This is a genomic window from Mucilaginibacter defluvii (genome assembly GCF_039543225.1).
GTDB classification, from domain to species: domain Bacteria; phylum Bacteroidota; class Bacteroidia; order Sphingobacteriales; family Sphingobacteriaceae; genus Mucilaginibacter; species Mucilaginibacter defluvii.
This window is the reverse complement of the sequence record NZ_BAABJI010000002.1, coordinates 1,074,865-1,097,318: the sequence shown is the minus strand read 5'-3', so window position 1 is coordinate 1,097,318 and position 22,454 is coordinate 1,074,865. Positions and strand designations below refer to the sequence as shown.

The 22,454-nt window shown below is 44.1% G+C and carries 17 protein-coding genes; 13 read left to right on the top strand and 4 right to left on the bottom strand.

Annotated elements, in window-relative coordinates:
• Positions 1-54 precede the first annotated feature (54 nt).
• From ABD960_RS11045 to ABD960_RS11030, 4 genes are all read left to right on the top strand, one after another.
• Entirely contained in the window at positions 55-654 is a 600-nt protein-coding gene (locus tag ABD960_RS11045) for a TetR/AcrR family transcriptional regulator (protein ID WP_345331213.1), read from the top strand.
• 118 nt (positions 655-772) lie between these two features.
• Complete coding sequence (locus tag ABD960_RS11040) at positions 773-1,954, top strand: efflux RND transporter periplasmic adaptor subunit (RefSeq protein WP_345331212.1); 1,182 nt, start codon at positions 773-775, stop codon at positions 1,952-1,954.
• Positions 1,955-2,036: 82 nt separating this feature from the next.
• Positions 2,037-5,216 carry an efflux RND transporter permease subunit gene (locus tag ABD960_RS11035; protein WP_345331211.1) on the top strand — a complete coding sequence of 1,060 codons (3,180 nt, stop codon included), beginning with the start codon at positions 2,037-2,039 and terminating at the stop codon, positions 5,214-5,216.
• Positions 5,217-5,232: 16 nt separating this feature from the next.
• Positions 5,233-6,648: an efflux transporter outer membrane subunit gene (locus ABD960_RS11030; protein ID WP_345331210.1), complete on the top strand. Its 1,416-nt coding sequence runs from the start codon at positions 5,233-5,235 to the stop codon at positions 6,646-6,648.
• Positions 6,649-6,774: 126 nt separating this feature from the next.
• On the opposite strand, the gene ABD960_RS11025 is transcribed toward ABD960_RS11030, so the two are convergent.
• Positions 6,775-6,990, bottom strand: a complete 216-nt coding sequence (locus tag ABD960_RS11025; protein WP_345331209.1) for a helix-turn-helix domain-containing protein — start codon at positions 6,988-6,990, stop codon at positions 6,775-6,777.
• Positions 6,991-7,120: 130 nt separating this feature from the next.
• On the opposite strand from ABD960_RS11025, the gene ABD960_RS11020 reads away from it, so the two are divergent.
• From ABD960_RS11020 to rsmD, 5 genes are all read left to right on the top strand, one after another.
• On the top strand, positions 7,121-8,341 hold the full coding sequence (locus ABD960_RS11020) for an MFS transporter (protein ID WP_345331208.1): 1,221 nt from the start codon (positions 7,121-7,123) through the stop codon (positions 8,339-8,341).
• A 77-nt stretch (positions 8,342-8,418) separates the two neighbouring features.
• Positions 8,419-9,195, top strand: coding sequence for an SDR family NAD(P)-dependent oxidoreductase (locus tag ABD960_RS11015; RefSeq protein WP_345331207.1), 777 nt, complete (start codon positions 8,419-8,421; stop codon positions 9,193-9,195).
• Positions 9,196-9,230: 35 nt separating this feature from the next.
• Complete coding sequence (locus ABD960_RS11010; protein ID WP_345331206.1) at positions 9,231-9,743, top strand: GNAT family N-acetyltransferase; 513 nt, start codon at positions 9,231-9,233, stop codon at positions 9,741-9,743.
• A 59-nt stretch (positions 9,744-9,802) separates the two neighbouring features.
• Positions 9,803-10,606 (top strand): DUF3822 family protein, encoded by an 804-nt coding sequence (locus tag ABD960_RS11005; protein ID WP_345331205.1) that lies wholly within the window; start codon positions 9,803-9,805, stop codon positions 10,604-10,606.
• On the top strand, positions 10,594-11,142 hold the full coding sequence (gene rsmD, locus ABD960_RS11000) for a 16S rRNA (guanine(966)-N(2))-methyltransferase RsmD (protein ID WP_345331204.1): 549 nt from the start codon (positions 10,594-10,596) through the stop codon (positions 11,140-11,142). Before ABD960_RS11005 ends, rsmD begins: the two co-directional genes overlap by 13 nt.
• Here rsmD and ABD960_RS10995 read toward each other — a convergent pair.
• Both ABD960_RS10995 and ABD960_RS10990 read right to left on the bottom strand, forming a co-directional pair.
• The gene (locus ABD960_RS10995; RefSeq protein WP_345331203.1) at positions 11,117-11,470 is read right to left on the bottom strand and encodes a Rieske (2Fe-2S) protein; all 354 of its coding nucleotides are present in this window, start codon (positions 11,468-11,470) and stop codon (positions 11,117-11,119) included. The genes rsmD and ABD960_RS10995 overlap by 26 nt on opposite strands.
• Complete coding sequence (locus ABD960_RS10990; protein WP_345331202.1) at positions 11,471-12,235, bottom strand: hypothetical protein; 765 nt, start codon at positions 12,233-12,235, stop codon at positions 11,471-11,473.
• A 99-nt stretch (positions 12,236-12,334) separates the two neighbouring features.
• On the opposite strand from ABD960_RS10990, the gene ABD960_RS10985 reads away from it, so the two are divergent.
• Together ABD960_RS10985 and ABD960_RS10980 are read left to right on the top strand one after the other, a co-directional pair.
• Positions 12,335-12,958: a 7-carboxy-7-deazaguanine synthase QueE gene (locus tag ABD960_RS10985; protein WP_345331201.1), complete on the top strand. Its 624-nt coding sequence runs from the start codon at positions 12,335-12,337 to the stop codon at positions 12,956-12,958.
• Between the two features lie 41 nt (positions 12,959-12,999).
• Entirely contained in the window at positions 13,000-14,901 is a 1,902-nt protein-coding gene (locus ABD960_RS10980; RefSeq protein WP_345331200.1) for an OmpA family protein, read from the top strand.
• 6 nt (positions 14,902-14,907) lie between these two features.
• Here ABD960_RS10980 and ABD960_RS10975 read toward each other — a convergent pair whose 3' ends face one another.
• Entirely contained in the window at positions 14,908-16,824 is a 1,917-nt protein-coding gene (locus tag ABD960_RS10975) for an AMP-dependent synthetase/ligase (protein ID WP_345331199.1), read from the bottom strand.
• A 777-nt stretch (positions 16,825-17,601) separates the two neighbouring features.
• On the opposite strand from ABD960_RS10975, the gene ABD960_RS10970 reads away from it, so the two are divergent.
• Together ABD960_RS10970 and ABD960_RS10965 are read left to right on the top strand one after the other, a co-directional pair.
• On the top strand, positions 17,602-20,772 hold the full coding sequence (locus ABD960_RS10970) for a SusC/RagA family TonB-linked outer membrane protein (protein ID WP_345331198.1): 3,171 nt from the start codon (positions 17,602-17,604) through the stop codon (positions 20,770-20,772).
• A gap of 4 nt (positions 20,773-20,776) precedes the next feature.
• Entirely contained in the window at positions 20,777-22,372 is a 1,596-nt protein-coding gene (locus ABD960_RS10965) for a SusD/RagB family nutrient-binding outer membrane lipoprotein (protein ID WP_345331197.1), read from the top strand.
• The last annotated feature ends 82 nt before the right edge of the window (positions 22,373-22,454 follow it).

Here is a 22,454-nt window from a genome sequence, read left to right as displayed (position 1 = left end):
CAATTAAAACAATGTTACCTTTGCTAACACTGTTAGGTTGTACATTATAACACAATGGGAATATTAGAGCGCAGGCAGCGGCAGAAGGAAGAAGTGAAGCATGATATAATTTGTGCTGCATGGCAAATGGTTGAAAAAGACGGATGGAACGCTTTGTCTATCCGTAAAATAGCTGATGCCATTGAATATAGCGTGCCTGTTATTTATGACCATTTTGAAAACAAGGAAGCCATATACCTTGAATTTGCAAAAAAGGGTTTTCGTAAACTCTCCAAAAAGATGATCGATGCGAAAGACGCGCACGATGATCCGGCTGAACAAATAAGGGCGATGGCTGATGCATACTGGGACTTCGGCATTAATAACATGCAGCTTTACCAGTTAATGTTTGGAATAGGCATGCAATGCTGCGAAATAAGCAAGGCAATGCCCGAGCAGGAAAAATTCAGGGCCTTAGTGATGGAGCCGATAGAGGCGCTCATTAAAAAAAGTAAACGTACTGATATTAATTCCTGTTTAAAGTACCACACGTTCTGGTCTGTAATGCACGGCTTAATATCGATCAAGATCACCGGCAATTCCCCTATTGACGATGAGCTTAACAAAATGGTTTTGGATGATGCCATAGCAGGCTTCACAAAAAATATGCTGTAGCGTAGTCTAAAATTTTTTCGGTCATTTCCTAACGGTGTTAGGAAATATAACAATGTTTAAACATTTAATTAATAGTACTTTATAAACAAGTAATCATACACGCTAAACATATAAATTCATGAAAACGCTAAGTAATTCTATCCTTTCAATCAGGCAAAATGTGCCACTCTTCGTGTCCATCGCCGCCTTGGTTTTATATAGCAGTTGCAGTTCATCAACGCCGGGGGCAGGTGCCCCGCCACCACAGGAGCTTCCGGTAATAGCCGTTGAAAGCAAACCGGTTACCACTTACAGCGAGTACACCGCATCACTTGAAGGCAACCGCGATATTGAGATCCGCCCACAGGTGGATGGCTACCTCGAAGCCATTTACGTTGACGAAGGCGCGCAGGTGCATAAAGGCCAAACGCTCTTTAAAATTGATGCACGCCCGTTCCGCGAACAACTGAACACGGCTAAGGCCATGTTGCTTTCCGCACAGGCATCGCTTGAAACCGCCTCTATCAACGTAAGCAAGCTAACTCCGCTGGTTGAAAATAATGTAGTGTCTGATGTGCAGTTACGTTCGGCAAAGGCTGCTTATAATGCTGCTAAAGCGAATGTTGCCCAGGCACAGGCGCAAGTTGAATCAGCTAAGATCAACCTTAACTATACTAATGTTACCGCTCCGGCCGATGGTTATGTAGGCAGTATCCCTTTCAAAACAGGTAGCCTGGTAGGCAAAGTTCAAACCGAGCCGCTTACCGTACTGTCAGAAAATAAAGCCGTTCACGCTTACTTTACCATGAGCGAGGTTGACTTTATCAACTTTAAGGAGCACTACGCCGGTAATACTATTGAAGACAAGATCAAGCATTTGCCTGAAGTAGAATTATTATTGGCCGATAACAACATCTATCCGCAAAAAGGCAAGGTTGAACTGGCTAAAGGGCAGTTTGATAAAACAAATGGTACCATCAGCTTCAGGGCTACGTTTGCCAACAACAACGGGCTTTTACGTTCAGGTAATACCGGTAAAATACGTATCCCAAGTGTAACGAGCAACTCATTACTGGTGCCGCAGGAGGCTACATTTGAATTGCAGGACAAGGTGTTTGTTTACGCGCTTACCGATAGCAACAAAGTAGTTGGTACGCCACTAACGGTTACCGGTACAAGCGGTCATTTTTACCTGGTATCAAAAGGCCTTAAGGCAGGCGACAAGATTGTTTACAAGGGGATTGACAGGCTGCGCGATGGCGTACAGATCAAACCACAGGTATTGCCTGCCGACAGTGTACTGAAAACAGCAGCGCTGTAAGCTAAATAGTTCATTCTAAATACATAATACCTTATTAACTGTATCCCCCGGTAAGCGCCGGGAGGTACTTAATACCACAATCATGCTTAAAAAGTTTATAGAAAGGCCCGTCCTTTCAACAGTGATCTCCATACTTCTGCTCTTATTGGGGATCGTATCGCTGTTAGGTTTACCTATCACGCAGTTTCCTGATATTGCGCCGCCAACGGTACAGGTTACGGCCTCTTATCCGGGTGCAAATGCCGAGGTGGTTGCCCGTTCGGTAGCTACGCCTATTGAGGAAGCCGTTAACGGTGTGGAGAACATGACCTACATGACCTCAAACTCCAGCAACGACGGATCCATGACCCTGAACGTTTATTTTAAACAGGGTACCGACCCGGATATTGCCGCGGTGAACGTACAAAACCGTGTATCAAAGGCATTGAGCCAGATACCGCAGGAAGCTGTACAAACCGGTGTATCAACACAGAAGGTACAAAACAGTATCATTATGTTCGTGGCGCTGGCCAGTAAGGATACATCATATAACGAAACCTTTTTACAGAACTATATCAAGATCAACCTTATACCCCAGTTGCAACGTATCCCAGGCGTAGGCCAGGCGCAGCCATTTGGTACGCACGATTATTCGATGCGTATATGGTTAAAGCCTGATCGCTTAACAGCCTATAACCTGGCACCGGCTGATGTAACAAATGCTATCCAGGATCAAAGCTTGGAAGCCGCTCCGGGCCGTATGGGCGAGAGCAGTAAGGAAGTATTTGAATACGTGTTAAAGTATAAAGGCAAGCTCAACAAGGTTAAAGATTACGAGAACATCGTGATCAAGGCAAATGCCGATGGTTCAACTATCCGTTTGCAGGATGTTGCCCGTGTAGAATTCGGTTCATATACCTATTCATCAAACAGTGTACTTAACGGCAGCGCTACATCAGGTGTGGCTATCTTCCAAACAGCCGGATCAAACGCTAACGACATCTTGACAGAAGCAAAACGTTTGTTAGATGAATTCTCTACCACCTTACCAAAAGGTATTGAGCCGGTAGTAATGTATAACACCAAGGAGTTTTTAGATGCCTCTATTGAGCAGGTACAACATACGCTGATTGAAGCATTTGTGCTGGTATTCATCGTTGTATTCATTTTCTTGCAGGATTTCCGTTCTACCTTGATTCCGGCTATCGCCGTTCCGGTGGCTATTGTGGGTACTTTCTTCTTCATGGGGCTGTTTGGCTTTAGTATCAACCTGCTTACTTTGTTCGCGCTGGTACTGGCTATCGGTATTGTGGTGGATGATGCCATTGTGGTGGTCGAGGCGGTACACGCCAAAATGGAACATACGGGGCAGGACGCCAAAACGGCTACCATCGAGTCCATGAGTGAAATATCAGGCGCTATCGTATCCATAACACTGGTTATGGCGGCGGTATTCGTTCCGGTAGGCTTTATGCAGGGCCCGGCAGGTGTATTCTACCGTCAGTTTGCGTTTACATTAGCTATTGCGATTTTGATTTCGGCACTGAATGCCTTAACGCTTAGTCCGGCACTTACGGCCTTATTCCTAAAAAACCCGCATGCCCAAGGCGAACATGGCCATACGGAGCGTAAAGGCTTTGTTGGTCGCTTCTTCGCTGCATTCAACACTGGTTTTAACGCGCTTACAGGTAAGTATATCAGGTCTATCCAATTCCTGATAAAACGCAAATGGGTAGCTGTATCAGGTTTGGCATTGGTAGCCGCGGTTACTTTTGTCATGATCAAACGTACACCATCAGGCTTTATTCCAACTGAGGATCAGGGCTTCCTGCTTTATGCGGTAAACACCCCTCCGGGTAACTCATTGGAGCAAACCCGTAAGGCAATGAAGGAGATAGATGATATTGTAAAGAAAGATCCGATCACGCAGAACCATTACCAGGTAGAAGGTTTGAACTTTATCACCAACGCAAACGCTTCGTCATACGGTGCCGGTTTCATCCGCATGAAGGGTGAGGATGATCGTGGTGAGGTGAAGGATCTGAACCAGATCACTGCCATGATGACCCAAAAGGTTGCCGCCCAGGTAAAAGGTGCAAGCGCGTTCTTCTTTACCTTCCCAACCGTACAGGGTTTTGGTAACGTAAACGGTTTTGAAATGATGTTGCAGGACAGAACCAACGGTACTATGGGTAAGCTGGATTCAACTACCAAAGCATTTTTAGGTGCGCTTATGCAGCGTAAAGAGATCGCTTATGCCTTTACCACATTTGCTGCCGGTAACCCGCAATATCAACTGGATGTTGATAATGCCAAGGCCCGCCAGTTAGGCGTGCAGGTTAAGGACTTGCTGCAAACGCTGCAAGTGTACTACGGTAGTAGCTTCGTAAGCGACTTTAACCGCTTTGGTAAATATTACCGTGTAATGGTGCAGGCGGATGCTACTTACCGTACTAACCCGCAATCACTCAACAACATATTTGTAAAAAATAACCAGGGCGAAATGGTGCCGGTTAACTCGGTAGTAAAGCTTAAACGCGTTTACGGACCCGAAACGGTAACACGTAACAACCTGTTTAACGCCGTAACCATTAACGGTGTGCCTAAACCGGGTTACAGTACAGGCGACGCTATTAAAGCCGTTGAAGAAACAGCCAAACAAGCATTGCCACGCGGTTTTGGTTATGAGTGGACCGGCATGACCCGTGAGGAGATCAACGCGGGCTCACAAATACTGCTCATCTTTGTGATGAGTATGATATTCGTTTACTTCCTGCTGGCTGCGCAGTACGAGAGTTATATACTGCCGCTGGCGGTTATTCTGACTATACCGCTGGGTATATTCGGTGTTATGCTGTTTATTAACATGCTGGGTATCGATAACAATATCTACGTACAGGTGTGTTTGATCATGCTCATCGGATTGCTGGCCAAGAATGCCATTCTGATTGTAGAGTACGCGGTACAACGCCGCAAGGCAGGCATGGGCTTGGTTGAGGCTGCGCTTGAAGCATCTCAATTAAGGCTTCGCCCGATATTGATGACCTCATTCGCGTTCATCGTAGGTTTGATTCCGTTGATGAGGGCAAAAGGTGCATCAGCTCTGGGTAACCATAGTATTGGTGCTGGCGCTGTAGGCGGGATGCTTACCGGTGTAATACTGGGTGTATTTGTTATCCCGGTATTGTTCGTCATCTTCCAGGCCTTGCAGGAAAAATTGAGCGGTGGTAAAAAGAAAACCGAAGTAAAAGCCAATCAACAAGTACAACTTGAAAATGCCTGATCCATCATATATTATCATGAAAAAGAATAGTTTAATTATATATGCCGCATTGCTGATAGCGTTAACTCTGAACGCTTGTAAGGCAGGAAAAAATTACCAGCGGCCAACGGTGCAGTTACCCGAAAAGTTTGCCGGGGTAAGCTATGCCGATACCAGCAGTATTGCTAACATACAATGGAAACAATTTTTTACCGATACCACCTTGCAGGGTTTGATTGATAGGGGTATCAAATACAACTACAACCTGCAAATTGCGGTTAAACGTATTGATATTGCCCAGCAACAGGTAAAACAAGCCAAGTTATCGTTATTGCCGCAATTGAATTTGCAGGTAACCGGGCAATACAACCGCCCGTCAGACAATAGCTTGAACGGCCTGAGCGCGAGCAGCTTTTTAGGTAGCAAGCACATTGAGGATTACAACGCCAGCCTGCTGCTGTCATGGGAACTGGATACCTGGGGTAAGATCCGCAGACAACAAGAATCCGTTATGGCACAATACCTGCAAACGTACGAAGCTACAAAGGCGGTGCAAACCCAACTGGTTGCCGATATAGCACAGGGTTACTACAACCTGCTGATGCTGGACAGGCAGTTGACCATCGCCAAACAAAACCTGACACTTAGCGACAGTACGGTTAACCTAACCCGCCTGCTGAAAAATGCAGGCGAGGTTAACCTGCTGGCTGTTCAGCAAGCTGATGCGCAACGCCAAACTACGGCGCTGCTTATTCCTCAGTTGGAGCAAAGCATCACCATACAGGAAAATGCCTTGCAGATATTGACAGGGCAGCTACCCGGCGCTATTGCCCGCAACAAAGGTATTGAAGCGGCAGAGTTGCCCACCTCGCTTAACACCGGTTTACCTGCCGCACTACTGAGCCGCAGGCCGGATGTTCGCTCAAGCGAGATGGCGCTGGTGGCTTCAAACGCGCAGGTAGGGGTGGCGCAGGCTAACATGTACCCATCATTAACCATTACGGCGCAAGGTGGCTTGCAGTCATTTAAATCAAGCAACTGGTTTAATATCCCGGGTTCATTATTTGGTTTGGCTACCGGTACGGTGTTACAGCCTATCTTCCGAAATCGTACCCTGAAAACACAATACGAGGTTGCTAAAATTCAGCGTGAGCAAGCGGTGCTGCAATTCAGGCAATCGGTATTGAACGCGGTAGGCGAGGTAAGCAATGCCCTGGTGCAAAACCAAAAATTGCAGCAACAAAGGCAAATTGCTACCGGCCAGGTTGATACTTTAAACCAGGCGGTTAAAAATGCCCGCTTGCTGTTTAAAAGCGATATGGCTAATTACCTTGAGGTAATTACCGCGCAAACCAATGCCTTGCAAGCTCAGCTTAACCTGGCATCAATACAGCGGCAGCAATTAGGCGCCGTTGTTGAGCTTTACCGCTCACTGGGCGGCGGCTGGCAATAATTTTTAGATATATTGAGTATTTAGTGAAAGCCGGTTTGCACTTAATTGTGCAGCCGGTTTTTTGTTTTGAAAAAAACGTGTAAGCAAGTTACATGTGAAACTTACTTACACGGTAAGGGGTTAATTTTAATCGTTCGGCTGAATAAGTTGTGTGTAATCAACCCCGAGCGCGTCAGCTATCAGAAAAAAACGTTCGAGGCTGATTTTTGAATAGCCAAGCTCGATTTTACTGTAGGCATTTTGCGATATCCTGGCCTTCATGGCTACGTAATCCTGCGAAAAATTACGCGCCTTACGTACCTTCCGGATGTTGGCCGATATCATTTGGTTTACTGAAAACATAAAATAGGTTTTATTGGATATTAACAATTACGTAATATTCGGCTTAACAGTTTGGTTTTTCGCATAATAATTAATACAGCCGGCTTGTTACATTTACGTTATTCAAAAAGGCCTATCTTTGCCGCCGAAGATGAATGATGATACGGAAACGGTACCTGCGAATGCCGATACCAAGCCTGCCAAAAGTATTTACACCCTACAATTTTGCTTGCTTTGCCTAAGCTCCCTGCTGTTCTCGGCAAGTTTTAATATGCTGATACCTGAGCTGCCGGCCTATCTGAGCAGTTTGGGTGGAGCCAAATATAAAGGACTTATCATAGCGTTATTTACGCTAACCGCAGGCATATCCCGTCCCTTTAGCGGTAAATTTACCGATACCATAGGCCGCGTGCCCATAATGGCGGTGGGCTCTATAGTATGTTTTGTTTGCGGTTTTTTGTACCCCTTACTGGCAAGTGTAAGCGGTTTCCTGTTTCTGCGTTTAATCCACGGGTTTTCTACCGGTTTTAAGCCAACGGCTACAGCTGCTTACGTGGCCGACGTAATACCGCAAAGCCGTTGGGGCGAAGCGCTGGGCATACACGGGTTATGCTTTAGTACAGGTATGGCTATTGGCCCGGCAATAGGCAGCGCTATAACTTTACATTTTTCGATAGACATTTTGTTTTACTGTTCATCGGCCCTGGCGCTAATGTCAATTATTATTCTGACGAACATGAAGGAAACGCTTAAGGACAAAAAGCCATTCAGCTTTTCGCTTTTCCGTATCTCTAAAGATGACATTATAGACCGTAGAGTGATACCGGCAGGTGTGGTAACCCTGATATCCTACATGCCATACGGCGCGATATTAACTGTAATTCCGGATTGGTCGCAGCATATCGGCATAGCCAATAAGGGTATGTTCTTCATGGTATTTACTATTGCCTCGCTGCTGATCCGTTTTGTTGCCGGCAAGGTGTCTGACAGGCATGGCCGTGTCAACGTTATACGCGCGGGTATAGCTATCATAGCTGTTTCGCTCCTGGTATCCGGATTTGGCAATACACCGTTTATGCTGTTGACGGGCGCAGTGTTATTCGGCATCGGTTCGGGCATCGCATCGCCGGCTATTAACGCCTGGACGGTTGACCTGAGCGACCCGAAATTTCGGGGCAAGGCCGTTGCAACGATGTATATCTCATTAGAGGCAGGGATAGGTTTAGGCGCCTTACTCGCTGGCACCTATTACCAGGATGTGCTGGCGCGTATTCCGATAAGCTTATTCGTTTGCGCGGCAATTGCATTGTTGGCGTTGTTGTATATGATGGTTTGGAAACGCACACCGTTTTATACGCCGCACAATAGCTGATCGGTGTTAATTTAATTATTACTCAAAACATTTTTGCCCGGCGAGGTTTTTGTTTAAAACATCAACCAAGAAAAGACATGGGCATATTACAATCAAAAGTAGCTTTCATAACGGGTGCCGATTCAGGTATCGGTCGGGCAACGGCCATCGCTTTTGCCAAAGAAGGCGCGTCGGTAGCTATCTGCTACAGGTCTGACGAAGAGGGTGCAAAAGAAACTAAAGCACGCATTGAAGAGCACGGCGTTAAAGCGCTGTCGGTAAAACTCGACGTAACGGAAGAAGAAAAGGTAAATGAGGTTATAGACCGGATTATTGCAGAGCTTGGTGGCCTTGATATATTAGTGAATAACGCTGCGGTGAACGGCTCAAATATCAAGGTAGCGGAAATGGATACCAAAACGTTTGACACCTGTATTCGTACCAATGTTTACGGTCCGTTTTTTACCAGCCGTAAGTTTGTGCAGCATCTGCAAAAAAGTAATATTAAGGGTAAAATCATCAATATATCCTCCATCCACGAGGAAATAGCGACCCCCGGCAATGCAGATTACAATGCCTCAAAGGGTGCCCTGCGTAACTTTACCCGTTCGCTTGCGCTCGAACTTGCTGAAAGCGGTACCACGGTTAACAACATTGCGCCTGGCATGATACTTACGCCGATGAACCAAAAGGCTATGGATGACCCGGAGCAACTGAAAGAAGCCACATCGCATATACCGGCCAAGCGCGCCGGAAAGCCGGAAGAAATTGCGCAGGTAGCCTTGTTCCTGGCATCGCCGGCGGCAAATTATGTTACCGGCTCAACCTATGCTATGGATGGCGGCCTGATGATAAATTTAGGGCAGGGTGCGTAACTTGTTAAGTTTATAATAATTATATTGGCTGTATAATGGCCAATATAATTATTGAGACTGAGCGCCTTATTTTGCGTGAACTTACCTTAGCTGATGCCGAATTTATACTGGCATTAGTAAACACACCCGAATGGCTAACCAATGTAGGCGACCGCAACGTGCACAACCTAGCCCATGCGGAAAGGTACCTGCAAGGGCCGATAAAAAGCTATGCAGAGCATGGCCTGGGTTTATGGGCGGTTATCTTAAAATCCGATAATACGCCCATTGGTTTGTGCGGGCTGATTAAACGCAACGAGCTTGAAGATATTGATATCGGATATGCTTTGTTTAAAGAATATACGGGCAACGGTTACGCGCTCGAAGCCGCTGAAGCCGTTTTAAACAAGGGTTGGAATGATTTTGATTTTAAACGGATTGTAGCCATTACCATCCCTGAGAATACCCGCTCCGGGGCCTTGCTACTGAAGCTGGGCTTTACTTTAGAAAAAGAGTTTTACATGGATGGCGATACCCAGTTGCTACAGCTTTACAGTATTATCAGGTAGCCCGTTAACAAGCTTTACCCTTAGCAATAAAAAAATATTACTTTTGCCGCTACTGATACATGAACGAACCGACATTTAACTATCATGACCAGGCTTTCGGCCTTGATGCTGCGGCTGATTATACGTTGCTGGTACAACTGCACAGTAATAGTTTTACATACGCGGTAACTGCAGGCAATAATCTTTTGGTTTGCGAAAGCGGGCATCCGCTTGAAGAGTTATCGACTCCTGAAGAACTTGCCGACCTGTTTGAAGCGGATTACAAGCAACTGGTTATCGGTTTACCGGCAACAGGTTTTACCTTGTTGCCCAATGCGGTTTATAATGAAGCCGATATTACCGGTTATGGCCGGTTGCTGAATGTGCAATCATCAGATAAACTATTTGTTCAGCAACTCGATAGCGAGAACATGGTCATCTACAAGGTGCCCGTTAAACACGCCGACCTGGCAGAGCAGCGTTTCGGGCTCGAAAATACAGTGTTTAATGCTAAGGGTTGCGTAAACGCTATCGGAGCCAATCACCCGGCGGACGACACGCTTTATTTGAATTTACTGGACGGTCGTATTGATTTGCTTTACTTCAGATACGGTAAAATACGCTACTACAACAGCTTTGAATGCGCTACTGCGGATGATGTTTTGTATTTCTCGGCATTGGCGGCTAAAGCCATTAACATGGAGCCTGCCGACCTGCATCTCAGCATTAGCGGAGCCATTGAAAGCGACGATGAATTATTAAGCAAGGCAGCAGCGTTTTTTAAGGCGGCTGAATTAAATACCCTAAGCTTGTTTGCTTTACCGAGAGAGATAGAAGCGCAGCAGATATTGTCACTTACCGCGTTATCATTATGCGCATTATAGGGGGTAAGCTGCGCGGATTAAGGCTTAACCCGCCAAATAATCTTCCGGCGCGCCCCACTACCGATCTGGCCAAGGAAGCTTTGTTCAACATCCTGCAAAACCAAATTGAGTTGGAAGAAATCAGGGTGCTCGATCTGTTTAGTGGTACCGGTAATTTATCATTGGAGTTTTCATCAAGAGGAGCAAGCGTAGTTACCGCAGTAGACCGTAATATAAACGGCCTGAACTTTTTGAAGGATATGGCTAAAAAACACGGGCTGGAAGGTATTGAAACTTACCGTGCCGATGTGTTTAAATACCTGGCGATGGAAACCGAGCAATATAATTTGATTTTTGCTGATCCGCCGTACGATCTGAACCGCATTCCTGAAATTGCCAAGGTGATTTTCGAGAAAGATTTGTTATTGCCTGACGGTATGCTGATTATTGAGCATCAATCCATGCAAAACTTAAGCAATCATCCCGCCTTTGTTGAGCAGCGCAAATACGGCCACTCTTCGTTCTCATTCTTCAAAAAAAGGGCTTCCTGCGGCTGAATAGGCTTTTGATTTTTTGCCAGAAAGAACTCACACAAACGAACACTTCGCCTTTTACTATTTTAACCGGATAGGTGCGCACATAATCATTTTGCCCGGCGCTTCCCCTTCCGTTTTCAAGCGAGTAGGAGAAACGGTGTACCGGGCATACCAGTTTGCCTTCTTTACACCAGCCGCGACTTAAATCTTCGCCGGCATGCGGGCAACGTGCTGATAGCGCGTAGATATTACCTTCATAACCAACCACACATATACTTTTGCCATCAGCTTTTACCTTTTTAATAAAGGTATCAGCAGGCTGCACATCATCAATTTTAAACCACTCCATTTAAAAATCTACCTGCAAATTCATTACTGCCGGGTTGCGTGTAATTTCGTCCATGTCGGTAACCAGTGTAACACTTCGCCTGTCGGCTGATAATACCGCTTTAGGGTTATTCACCTTTTTTACCGGCTTGGCAAAATTAAGCACCACTTTGTAAGGCATATCAATTAACATGGCCTTGGCCATTACCAGGGTTGATTGCGTGCGTTTTAAAAACGCGTTGAACTTCATTTTGTCTACAATACGCCTGAAGCGGGTGGGGGTAATTTCGTACGTGTAATAATCCTGGCTGCCTATTAATGATTTTGAGTCGGCCTCGGTATTACGGCTTTGTCCTTTTGTAAGTGCGCTCAACTGACTGTTTTGCGATATTTTCGAGATGTTTTTCAGATAGTATTCAAGATCGGCTGTATTTTTTGCATAATGGCTGACCTTGACATTCATCATGCTTTTTTGCAGATCCATTTTAACGGCCAGGTCGCTGGTTTGAGCAAGCTTAATGTCCTCAGCCGTCATGGTACGCTGGATGCTATCCGGTATTGCGCTGTAAAAGTTAAGTACGGTATCCTTTTTCATGGAGAATTGCGGTGTGGTGCGCAACGAGTCGGTCATGAGGTTTTGCAATACCGATATAGCCCGGCTCATATCAAAACCATAAACTACCTTGCACGATCCATCGGCTGCAAAGCTATAGCGCTCCTCAATATCAACACATGATGATAGTAAGAGCATGACTATTAGGGTGATAGGAAGGCAGGTTTTTTTCATCAAGGTAAATTTAAAGTAAAATAACTAATATTCAATAAAATAAAAAAGCCGTAAAAAATTGGCTATGCCGTTAATGTGTATATTTGCCGATTAATTAGTATGGCACATCAAATACCGGACGACGGCACATTGCTTCCTTTAATGGAGGAGTTTTACACGATACAGGGCGAGGGATACAACACCGGCAAGGCGGCATATTTTATTCGTTTAGGCGGATGCGATGTGGGCTGCCATTGGTGTGATGTAAAAGAGAGCTGGGATGCTGAACTGCATGCGCTTACATCGGCTGATACGATAGTTGAACACGCTGCACAACACCCGGCAAAAAATGTGGTGGTTACAGGTGGTGAGCCTTTGATATACAACTTGGATTACCTTACTGCGCAATTAAAAATAAACGGTATCCGCACATTTATCGAAACCTCCGGTGCGTACCCGCTATCCGGCAACTGGGATTGGATTTGCCTTTCTCCAAAAAAGTTCAAGGCGCCATCGCCTGATGTGGCTGTAATGGCTAATGAGCTTAAAGTCATCATATTTAATAAGTCAGATTTTGAGTTTGCCGAACAGCATGCCAAAACCGTTTCGCCTGATTGCAAGCTGTTTTTGCAGCCGGAATGGTCAAAAGCCAAGGAAATGACCCCATTAATTGTAGATTATGTGATGAACAATCCGCAGTGGGAAATTTCGTTGCAAACGCACAAGTTTTTAAATATCCCTTGATTTATTGTAACTTGGGTTACTAACCATCGTTATTGTAACCTATGCGATACGTTTTTCTTCTGCTATGTTTTACATTAGCGGCATCAGTTTCTTTTGGTCAAAACGGCCAATATACCAGTAACAACAAGCAGGCTATCAAGCATTTTGTAGCGGCCAATCATTTAATGGACGACAGGATGTTCGACGAGGCTATTGCCGAATTAACCAAAGCTGTTGCTGAGGATGACAAGTTTGTTGAGGCGCATATTCAGTTAGGCGATCTATGGCGAAGAAAGCGCGAATTTGGTAAAGCCGTTAACTACTATCGCAAAGCCATTACAGCAAACCCCGAGTTTAACCGTGCTGTCTATTTAAAAGCAGGCGAGGCAGAAATTACCGAAGCGCAGTACGCGGAAGCAAAATTACACTTACAAAAGTATCTCGCCTTCGGTAACATCACGCTGCAAAATATGGCTTACGCGCAAAAGCTGATAGCCGATTGCGATTTCTCCATACAAGCTGTGAAAAATCCGGTAGCGTTTAAGCCAATAAATCTCGGCACAGGTGTAAACTCCGTTGATGACGAGTACATGCCTGTTGCCACCGCCGACGAGAGTATGCTGATCTTCACCCGTAAAATAAATAATAATGAGGATTTTTATAAAAGCGAAAAAAAGGATAGTAACTGGCAGCCTGCGGCATATTTAAGCTCTAATATTAATACTGCTCAATACAATGAGGGCGCTCAGTCTATATCGCAGGATGGTCGTTATTTGTTTTTTACAGGTTGTAACCGTCCTGATGGCAGAGGCAAATGCGATATCTATATTGCGCAAAAGCATGGCGAGGGTTGGGGTAAACCGGTAGGTATAAATCCGCCCGTTAATACAGGAGCCTGGGAATCGCAACCTTCGATAAGTGCTGATGGGCGGACGTTATATTTTGTAAGCAACAAAGCCGGCGGACTGGGCGGTTACGATATATGGAAAACTACGCTTACTGATAAAGGCTGGAGCCAACCTGAAAATCTTGGCCCAGGTATTAATACGCCATATGATGAGCAATCTCCCTTTATCCACCCCGATGATAATACACTTTATTTCAGTTCGAACGGCTGGCCGGGTTTAGGCAATAAGGATCTGTTTGTAAGCCGGCTTGATGCTAACGGAAAATGGCAAAAGCCTGAGAATTTGGGCTATCCCATTAATTCAAGCGGAGATGAGAACGGGTTGACACTGACCGCTCAGGGCGATTACGCATTTTTTTCTTCAAATAAATTACAGGGTAGCGGCGGGTTTGATATCTATACGTTCGAAATGCCGGTTAAGGCACGGCCAAAGCTGGTTACCTATGTAAAAGGAAAAGTAACTGATGCTAAAACTAAAAAGCCTATTGAAGCGGATGTGGAGATCATTGATCTCGAGCGAAACCATATTGTTTACCAGGATTACAGCAGCGAAGACGATGGCGGCTTTTTGGCCACACTCACTTCCGGTAAAAACTATGGGTTGAATATCTCTAAAAGTGGTTATTTGTTTTATTCCGAGAATTTTTCACTGGCAGGCCGTGAGCCAAAATCTCCGTTTATTATAAATGTAGAACTGTCGCCGATTGAAATAGGGAAGAAGGTGGTGCTGCGTAATATATTTTTCGATACAAACAAGTTTAACCTACGGCCTGAATCAAAAGCCGAACTTGCCAAACTGATTCAGTTTTTAAGTGAAAATGCAACAGTTAAAGTTGAAATATCAGGCCATACCGATAACGTAGGTAATGACGATCAGAATCTGGTGCTATCACAAAATAGGGCAAGGGAAGTGTATGATTATTTAATGGCCGCCAAAATATCCTCAGCGCGGTTAATATTTAAAGGTTACGGCGAAACGCAGCCTATTGCCGACAATAATACCGAAAACGGCCGCCAGTTAAACCGGCGTACCGAATTCAAAATTGTTGCGCAGTAATTATTATTATAATGCGTCGTCTGCGTCGGCAGCATACAGGTCTTCAATAGCCTCGGCATATTTTTGTTCGATAACGCGGCGTTTGGTTTTCATGGTAGGGGTGATCTCTCCCTCTTCCATGCTGAACGGTTTGCGTTTAACTTTGAAGTTTTTGATACGCTCAAACTTAGCTAACTCGTTTGAGTATTTGCGGATATCCTCCGCCATCCATTTAACAATTTCGGCATCATCAATAAAGGTTGCTTCCTGCTCAAAAAAACTTTCGGGCAACCCGAATTTGGTTTGCAGCGCATCTTTCGACGGGGTAATTATAGCGGTTATGTATTCGCGCCTGTCGCCAATTAAAAATACACCTTCAATTCGCGGGCTTTTCAGGTAAGTGTTTTCAACCGGTGTTGGGTAAACGTTTTTACCATAGGCATTTACCAGCATATTTTTCAACCGGTCGGTTATTTGAATGTTACCTTTAAAAAAGCGGCCAATATCACCTGTATGAAACCATCCATCCTTATCAATTGCGGCGGCAGTGTCTTCCGGTTTGTTCCAGTAGCCCTTCATCACGCAATGGCCACGCACAATAATCTCACCTTCGTCTGATTCAAAATCGGGCTTAAAGCTTTTATGGGTTTGGATGGTATATATCTGCTTGGTATCAATATTCTGTATGGCCACCTCAATACCCGGTATCACCCGGCCGGCAGTGCCATAAACCTGCCTGTCCTGCTCATTAACACTCATCACCGGAGATGTTTCCGTCAGCCCATATCCCTCCAGCACCTTAATGCCCAGATCGCCAAAAAACTCGCCTACATTTTTAGGCAACGCACCTCCCCCCGATATCATGAACTTCAGGCGGCCGCCGGTTTTCTCTTTAATTTTGCTGAACACTAATTTATCGGCAAGCTTGTTTTGGGTATTTAATATTAACCCCGGCAATTTCCCGGCTTCTAACGCGTAGCGGTATTTACGGCCAACGCTCAACGCCCATAAAAATATCTTGGCTTTGATGCCGCCAGCTTCAGTGCCTGTTTTCATGGCACGGTCCTGTATACGTTCCAACAGTCGGGGCACGCAGTTCATAATGGTAGGTCTGACCTCACCCATATTTTTTGCCAGTAGTTCAAGGCTTTGGGCGAAAACTATTTTACAACCCATTGCCAGGCAAATGTGGTAAGTGGCTGTGCGCTCAAATACATGCGATAGCGGCAGGAACGATAAAAATACATCCGTTTTTTCAACTACGGTTATCTGCTCGAGGCTCGCCCAAACATTGGCGGTAAGGTTTTGATGCGTAAGCATCGCGCCTTTAGGTGTACCCGTTGTGCCTGATGTATATATAAGGCATGAAATATCGGTAGGTAAAATTGCTTCGCGGGCTATATTGATATCTGCCTTATACTGGCCAAGCAGCGAAGTGCCTTCAGCAATAACCTGTTTAAGGCCAATGATACCGACGTTTAACGCTTGGCCTGATATATGTTTTTCAAATTCATCAAAAGCAGGTATGATGTGGATGAGCGAAGGGCAGTTGTTGGCAGCCTTTTGAATTTTGCGAAAAAGGAAGGGGTTGCCTACTAATATAGTGCGCGATTGCGAATCGTTCAGTATATACTCCACATCGGCCTCGCTAAGCGTTGGATATATAGATGTATTGACTGCGCCAATTTGTTGTAAAGCCTGGTCATAGTAAATATAGTCGGGCCCGTTCTCAATCATCAGTGCGAGATGATCGCCTTTTTTTACCCCGATGTGCAGCATCCAGGCTGATAAAGCGTTAATCTTTTCGAGCGCCTGATTGTATGTAATGTCAATCCATTCGTTTTTTACTTTGTGGCTTAAAAAGGGCTGATCCACAGGATGAATATTTTTGATGATGTTTTGTATAAAGGCCGGTACTGTCGCCGGTTTGCTGGCTAAATTCATTAAGGTACAATTGATTGTTGTAAAAAAAGCAAAGCTAATTTTATTTTACAAGTGGTAAACCATTTTAGCTGAACCTTTAATAAGTCAGCATTATTGTTAACAATATTAAAATGTTATAACGTTTTACCTTGCAAAAATCATAAACTGGTAGATTAATGTTAAATTTAACTGTCAAACGGTCAATTAAAAAATTCAAATCAGGGCTTTTTTAAATGAAATAATAAACTATATATTCGTGAATAATTAAAATATTTAAAAAGTATTGTCAAGATTACAGTTTTTTAATATTTTGATTTGTGTTTAGAAAAAAAAATTAAAAATTGTTTTGCATTTGTAACATTAATGTTAAATTGCCAATACATTTAAATATTAATTGCAGCTGGTATAATATGTATAAAATTTTTACCTGGTACATTAATCAAAAATCAAAAAAAGCTAATGTGGGCAATCGGTCCGCCAAGTTTTTTCTGAGTTCTGCAATCGATATCGAGCATATCATCCCGCTATCAATTTTCCAATATAAATCAAGGTTTGCGGTACCCGTTCTATATCCTATGGGTTCTATTCCGCGCGGCCTGTTGCAACGCTAAAAAAGACATGTATGTTATTAATTGATTATTAACCTTAAAACAAGATATATAATATGAGATAAACGGTACTCCGCAAAAAAAACAGGAATTATAATCAATAATTCCTGCAAGAAACTAATTAACTAAGGGCAATGCCAGTGGCAGCTGTTATTGCCTGATAATCAAGTCACTTTAACCGAGTAAAATTATGAAATATTTTGAACATCCATCGGGTGTAAGGGATAAGTACTGGCTAAAAAAAGCCTCATTAATTTTTAAGTTCTCTATGTTAGCCGTGGCCGCAACCAATTTCAGCAACACTGTTGCAGCGGCGCCGGTATCAGTTAAAAAAACAATAGCCCCTGTAGCCGTTACCGGTAGGGTGGTTGATGAAAAAGGAGCTCCGCTTCCGGGTGTATCTGTAGCCGTTAAAGGCTCAACCGCAGGCACCGTTACTGATGCTTCAGGTAAATTCTCTATCAACGCGCCAGATAACGGTACGCTGGTATTCTCATTTATAGGTTACCAATCTCAAGAGGTAGCCGTAGCAGGTAAAACAGTTATTAATGTAACTTTACAGCCATCGCAAACAGACCTTAAAGAGGTTGTTGTAACCGCTTTAGGTATCACTAAAGAACAAAAGAAACTGGGTTACGCTGTAACAACGGTAAATGGCGAGGCTTTAAACAAAGCTAAGGAAACCAACGTTGCTTTATCATTACAAGGCCGCGTTGCCGGTTTAAGTGTAGGCGGTTCAAACGGTGGTCCGGGTTCATCAGCGAGGGTATTATTGCGCGGTTTAACCAGCTTTACCGCAGGCGGCCCGCTTTATGTTATCAACGGTGTGCCGATGGATAATACACAAAGAGGCCAGTCTGGCGAGTGGGGCGGTGCCGACTATGGCGATGGTATCTCAAACATCAACTCTGACGATATCGAATCAATGACTGTATTGAAAGGACAGACCGCTTCGGCTCTATATGGTACACGTGCATCCAACGGTGTAATTTTAATTACTACCAAATCGGGTAAAAAGAACTCTCAGTTTGGTATTGAATTTAATAGCAACGTTCAGTTTGATAAAGCGGTTGATAATACCGATTTCCAGCAAGTTTATGGTCAGGGTATACAAGGAGTAAAACCTACTACACTTGATGCGGCCCGTTTATCAGGTAGCCTTGCCTGGGGTACCAGAATGGATGGATCTGATGTAATGCAGATCGACGGTAAAATGCATCCGTATTCTCCGGTATCTAATTACATTGATTTTTACCGTACTGCACCAAGCTTTACCAACACCGCTTCGTTTACCGGTGGTAACGAAACAGGTGCTTTCCGTTTATCGCTGTCAAACCTGCGTGCCAATTCAATTGTACCAAACAGTTATTTAGACAGGAAAACCTTTAACTTTAACGGTAGCCAGCAAGTTACCAAAAGGTTGAATATTAGTGTGGTAGCTAATTATGTACTCGAGAATTCTAAGAACAGGTCGGGTTTGAGCGATGGCCCGGGTAACCCGAACAACGGTCTTTTCCTGGCGCCGAATCAAGATATCAAGACCCTTTCGCCAGGCACTACAACCGGAGGTAAGGAGCTAACCTTTACGGATGATACTTATGTTACTAACCCATATTTCGCTGCTAACTTTTTCCAGAAAAATGTTAAACGTAATCGTTTAATATCTTCACTTTCTGCAAAGTACGATTTAACCAACTGGTTATATGTTCAAGGCCGTTTAGGTTATGATAACAGTAACGATTTAAGGGTTGATATTGAGCCAACAGGTACTGCTTACCGTAACGATAACGGTACTATGAATCAAACCAACCTGCAAACTACAGAGTTTAACGCGGACGTATTAATTAACGCTAAGCGTAACTTAGTTAAAGACTTGTTGGATTTAGACTTAAGCGTTGGTGGTAACATTCGTAAGTCAAATCTTACCGGTACTTATATCAACGGTCAAAATGGATTTATCATCCCATATTTTTATAGTTTAAGAAACTTTAGAACGAGAGATTCAGGACCGTATAATGATCTATCTGCTAATCAAGTAAATTCTGCGTACTACTCAGCTGATTTTTCATTCAAGAATTTCTTTGTATTGAGTACAACCGGCCGTTATGACTATTACAGCTCGATTTCTAAATCAGTTGGTCCCGGTATATTCTCGCCATCTGTTGCAGGTAGCTTTATCTTCTCTGAATTATATCAGATAAATGGCCTTGATTTAGGTAAAGTACGTTTATCATATGCGCAAACAAGCGCTGATGCGAAGCCATACGCTAACACAGTTTATTATGATCTGAACAATTCAATTAACGGCATACCTGCTGCGGGTTTCAGCAGCCAGTTGCCCAACTTGTTTTTGAAACCATACAGATTGCAAGAGCTTGAGGCTGGTTTAGAGATGAAATTCTGGGGTGACAGATTGGGTTTTGACATTACTTATTTCTCACGTAAAACCAAGGATGAGATCATCAATGCTCAAACTGACTGGACGGCCGGTTACACCAACCGTTACATCGGTACAGGCTCAACTCAAAACCGTGGTTTAGAGGTCGAAATTCATGGTACACCGGTAAGAAAATCAGACTTCAGCTGGACGCCGTCATTCAACTTTACTTTTGTTAAGAACAAGATCCTGTCAACTGATGATTTGGAAAATAACGTAAACTTTGGTACTTACCGTCCTGCGGCAAGTTCAGGTACCGCTATTACAGCGCTTGTAGTTGGTTTAGCTGGTCCGCAAATTCTGGCCAGTGATTACAAACGTGATGCTGCCGGTAACATCGTATATGATGGTGACGGATTGCCACAACGCGGCGAGTTGAAAGCTATGGGCTCAACCATCCCTAAAATTTACGGTGGTTTTAACAACACATTCAACTATAAACAATTTAACTTAAGCTTCCTGGTTGATTACCGTTTTGGTAACAAAGTGCTTTCAGCTACTGAAAACGGAAGTATTTTCAGAGGTTTAAATAAACTTACGTTGGAAGGCCGTGAAGGCGGTGTGGTTGGTCAGGGTGTTACTGAATCAGGTGCTACAAACACCACGGCTGCTCCTGCACAAACTTACTATCAGGCATTATCACGTAACGTAGGTGCGGTATCCGTATTAGATGGTAGCTTTATCAAATTGCGCCAGATAACTTTAGGTTATACCTTTAATGCTGCATTCCTGAGAGGTACTCCGTTCAGCAGCATTGGTGTTTCTGCAGTAGGCCGTAACCTTTGGACGATCATGAGAAAGACCAAAAACATCGATCCTGAGTCAGGCTTCTCTGCTGATCCAAGATATGCCGGTATTGAAGGTACCAGCTTACCTTTCACCAGAACTTATGGTTTAAACGTAAACTTTAAATTCAAAAACTAACGAGATGAAAAAACGATATATTATTGGGTTTTTGTTAGCGGGAGCTTCTCTCGTAACAAGTTGTACCAAAAATTTTGAAGAGGTAAATACGCAGCCAGACAAACTTACGGATGAGTTGATCAACCCCAATTACCTGATGTCGCAGGCCCAGATTACGTTTTCACAAACCGGATATGATCAGTTGCTGTTTCAAAGCATGTGGATGCAGTCATTAGCGTCAACATTCAGCTACTACAGCAATGGCGATAAATATGTATACGGTGGTGGTGGTACCGGTTATTTTAACCGCACCTGGAACCGTAGCTATCAGGCATTGTCATTGGTATATGAGATGAAAAATCTGATAAAAGACAAACCTGAGTATGCTAACCTTGAGGCTTGTGCCACTATCTTACAGGCAATGTTTATACAACGTGTTACCGACTTACATGGTGACGCGCCATATTCACAGGCTTCACAAGCAAAAAATGGCATTTTTGAGCCTGTATTTGACAAGCAAGAAGATATCTACAGAGCTATCCTGTCGCAATTAGAGCAAGCTACTGCAGCACTCGACGCGTCAAAAGCAACACCTACAGCGGATCTTTTCTACGGCGGTAACATCGCGCAGTGGAAACGTTTGGGTTACTCGCTGATGTTGAAAGCTGCAATGCGTTTAACTAAGGTTGACGCTGCTACTGCTAAAACATATGCTGAAAAAGCCTATGCAGGCGGTACCATGAGCTCTATTGCTGATAACGCTAAGGTAATGACCGATGCCAATGGTAACACCAGCAGTAATTCTGACGCTTTATTGGTTACTGATGATTTCAGGGAAGTGCGCTGGGGTAAAACATTGATTGATTTTATGAAATCAAGCAATGACCCTCGTGTATCTGCTATTGCCGAAATTACTGATGGTAATGGTAAGGCAGCTAATGAGGACCGTACCAAACCGGGTATAACTACTTACAGCCTGCAAATGGGTATGCCTAATGGCTATGTAACTACCGGTGGTTCGAGAGACATTTCAAATGCTCCCGGTTATCCTGGTGCTACTCCGGCCGCTTCAGCTACTGATGCTCCTGCACCCCTAGGCAAATATTCTCGCCCGCGCTTACAGGTTTATGCTGAGAGAACCAGCGCTAACTTCATCTATACTTATGGCGAATCTGAGCTATTGTTAGCCGAGGCTGCCACAAGGGGTTGGAGTACAGGTTCTGCAGCTACACATTATGCTAACGCATTAACTGCGGACATGGCTTCACTTGCTCAATATAACACTTCAGGAGCTGCTGCTGTTAATAGTGCTGCTATCGCAACGTATGTTGCTGCGCACCCGTTAGTTTCGGCAACTGCTTTAGAGCAAATAAACATGGAATATTATGTAGTTACATCAACTACCTTCAACTTCAACGAAACATTTGCTAATTGGAGAAGATCAGGTTTCCCTGTATTAACGCCGATAACTTATGCAGGTCAGTTTATCACAGGTCAGGTTCCGCGCAGAATGCCTTACCCAACCACATTATTGCAAACTAATGGTGCTAATTACCAGGCAGCGGTTCAACGCCAGGGCCCTGATAATTTTGCTACCCGTGTTTGGTGGGATAAGCAATAACTTTTCTTTTATAATTAATAATTACAACCCGGAAATGGGTTGTAATTATTAATTATTCTTTTTTCTCATTTATTTTTTCTTC

Bases quoted from the DNA above. Each gene is read 5' to 3' on its own strand.
- ABD960_RS11045 (WP_345331213.1), top strand. From the start codon at position 55: ATGGGAATATTAGAGCGCAGGCAGCGGCAGAAGGAAGAAGTGAAGCAT.
- ABD960_RS11040 (WP_345331212.1), top strand. From the start codon at position 773: ATGAAAACGCTAAGTAATTCTATCCTTTCAATCAGGCAAAATGTGCCA.
- ABD960_RS11035 (WP_345331211.1), top strand. From the start codon at position 2,037: ATGCTTAAAAAGTTTATAGAAAGGCCCGTCCTTTCAACAGTGATCTCC.
- ABD960_RS11030 (WP_345331210.1), top strand. From the start codon at position 5,233: ATGAAAAAGAATAGTTTAATTATATATGCCGCATTGCTGATAGCGTTA.
- ABD960_RS11025 (WP_345331209.1), bottom strand. From the start codon at position 6,990: ATGTTTTCAGTAAACCAAATGATATCGGCCAACATCCGGAAGGTACGT.
- ABD960_RS11020 (WP_345331208.1), top strand. From the start codon at position 7,121: ATGAATGATGATACGGAAACGGTACCTGCGAATGCCGATACCAAGCCT.
- ABD960_RS11015 (WP_345331207.1), top strand. From the start codon at position 8,419: ATGGGCATATTACAATCAAAAGTAGCTTTCATAACGGGTGCCGATTCA.
- ABD960_RS11010 (WP_345331206.1), top strand. From the start codon at position 9,231: ATGGCCAATATAATTATTGAGACTGAGCGCCTTATTTTGCGTGAACTT.
- ABD960_RS11005 (WP_345331205.1), top strand. From the start codon at position 9,803: ATGAACGAACCGACATTTAACTATCATGACCAGGCTTTCGGCCTTGAT.
- rsmD (WP_345331204.1), top strand. From the start codon at position 10,594: ATGCGCATTATAGGGGGTAAGCTGCGCGGATTAAGGCTTAACCCGCCA.
- ABD960_RS10995 (WP_345331203.1), bottom strand. From the start codon at position 11,470: ATGGAGTGGTTTAAAATTGATGATGTGCAGCCTGCTGATACCTTTATT.
- ABD960_RS10990 (WP_345331202.1), bottom strand. From the start codon at position 12,235: ATGAAAAAAACCTGCCTTCCTATCACCCTAATAGTCATGCTCTTACTA.
- ABD960_RS10985 (WP_345331201.1), top strand. From the start codon at position 12,335: ATGGCACATCAAATACCGGACGACGGCACATTGCTTCCTTTAATGGAG.
- ABD960_RS10980 (WP_345331200.1), top strand. From the start codon at position 13,000: ATGCGATACGTTTTTCTTCTGCTATGTTTTACATTAGCGGCATCAGTT.
- ABD960_RS10975 (WP_345331199.1), bottom strand. From the start codon at position 16,824: ATGAATTTAGCCAGCAAACCGGCGACAGTACCGGCCTTTATACAAAAC.
- ABD960_RS10970 (WP_345331198.1), top strand. From the start codon at position 17,602: ATGAAATATTTTGAACATCCATCGGGTGTAAGGGATAAGTACTGGCTA.
- ABD960_RS10965 (WP_345331197.1), top strand. From the start codon at position 20,777: ATGAAAAAACGATATATTATTGGGTTTTTGTTAGCGGGAGCTTCTCTC.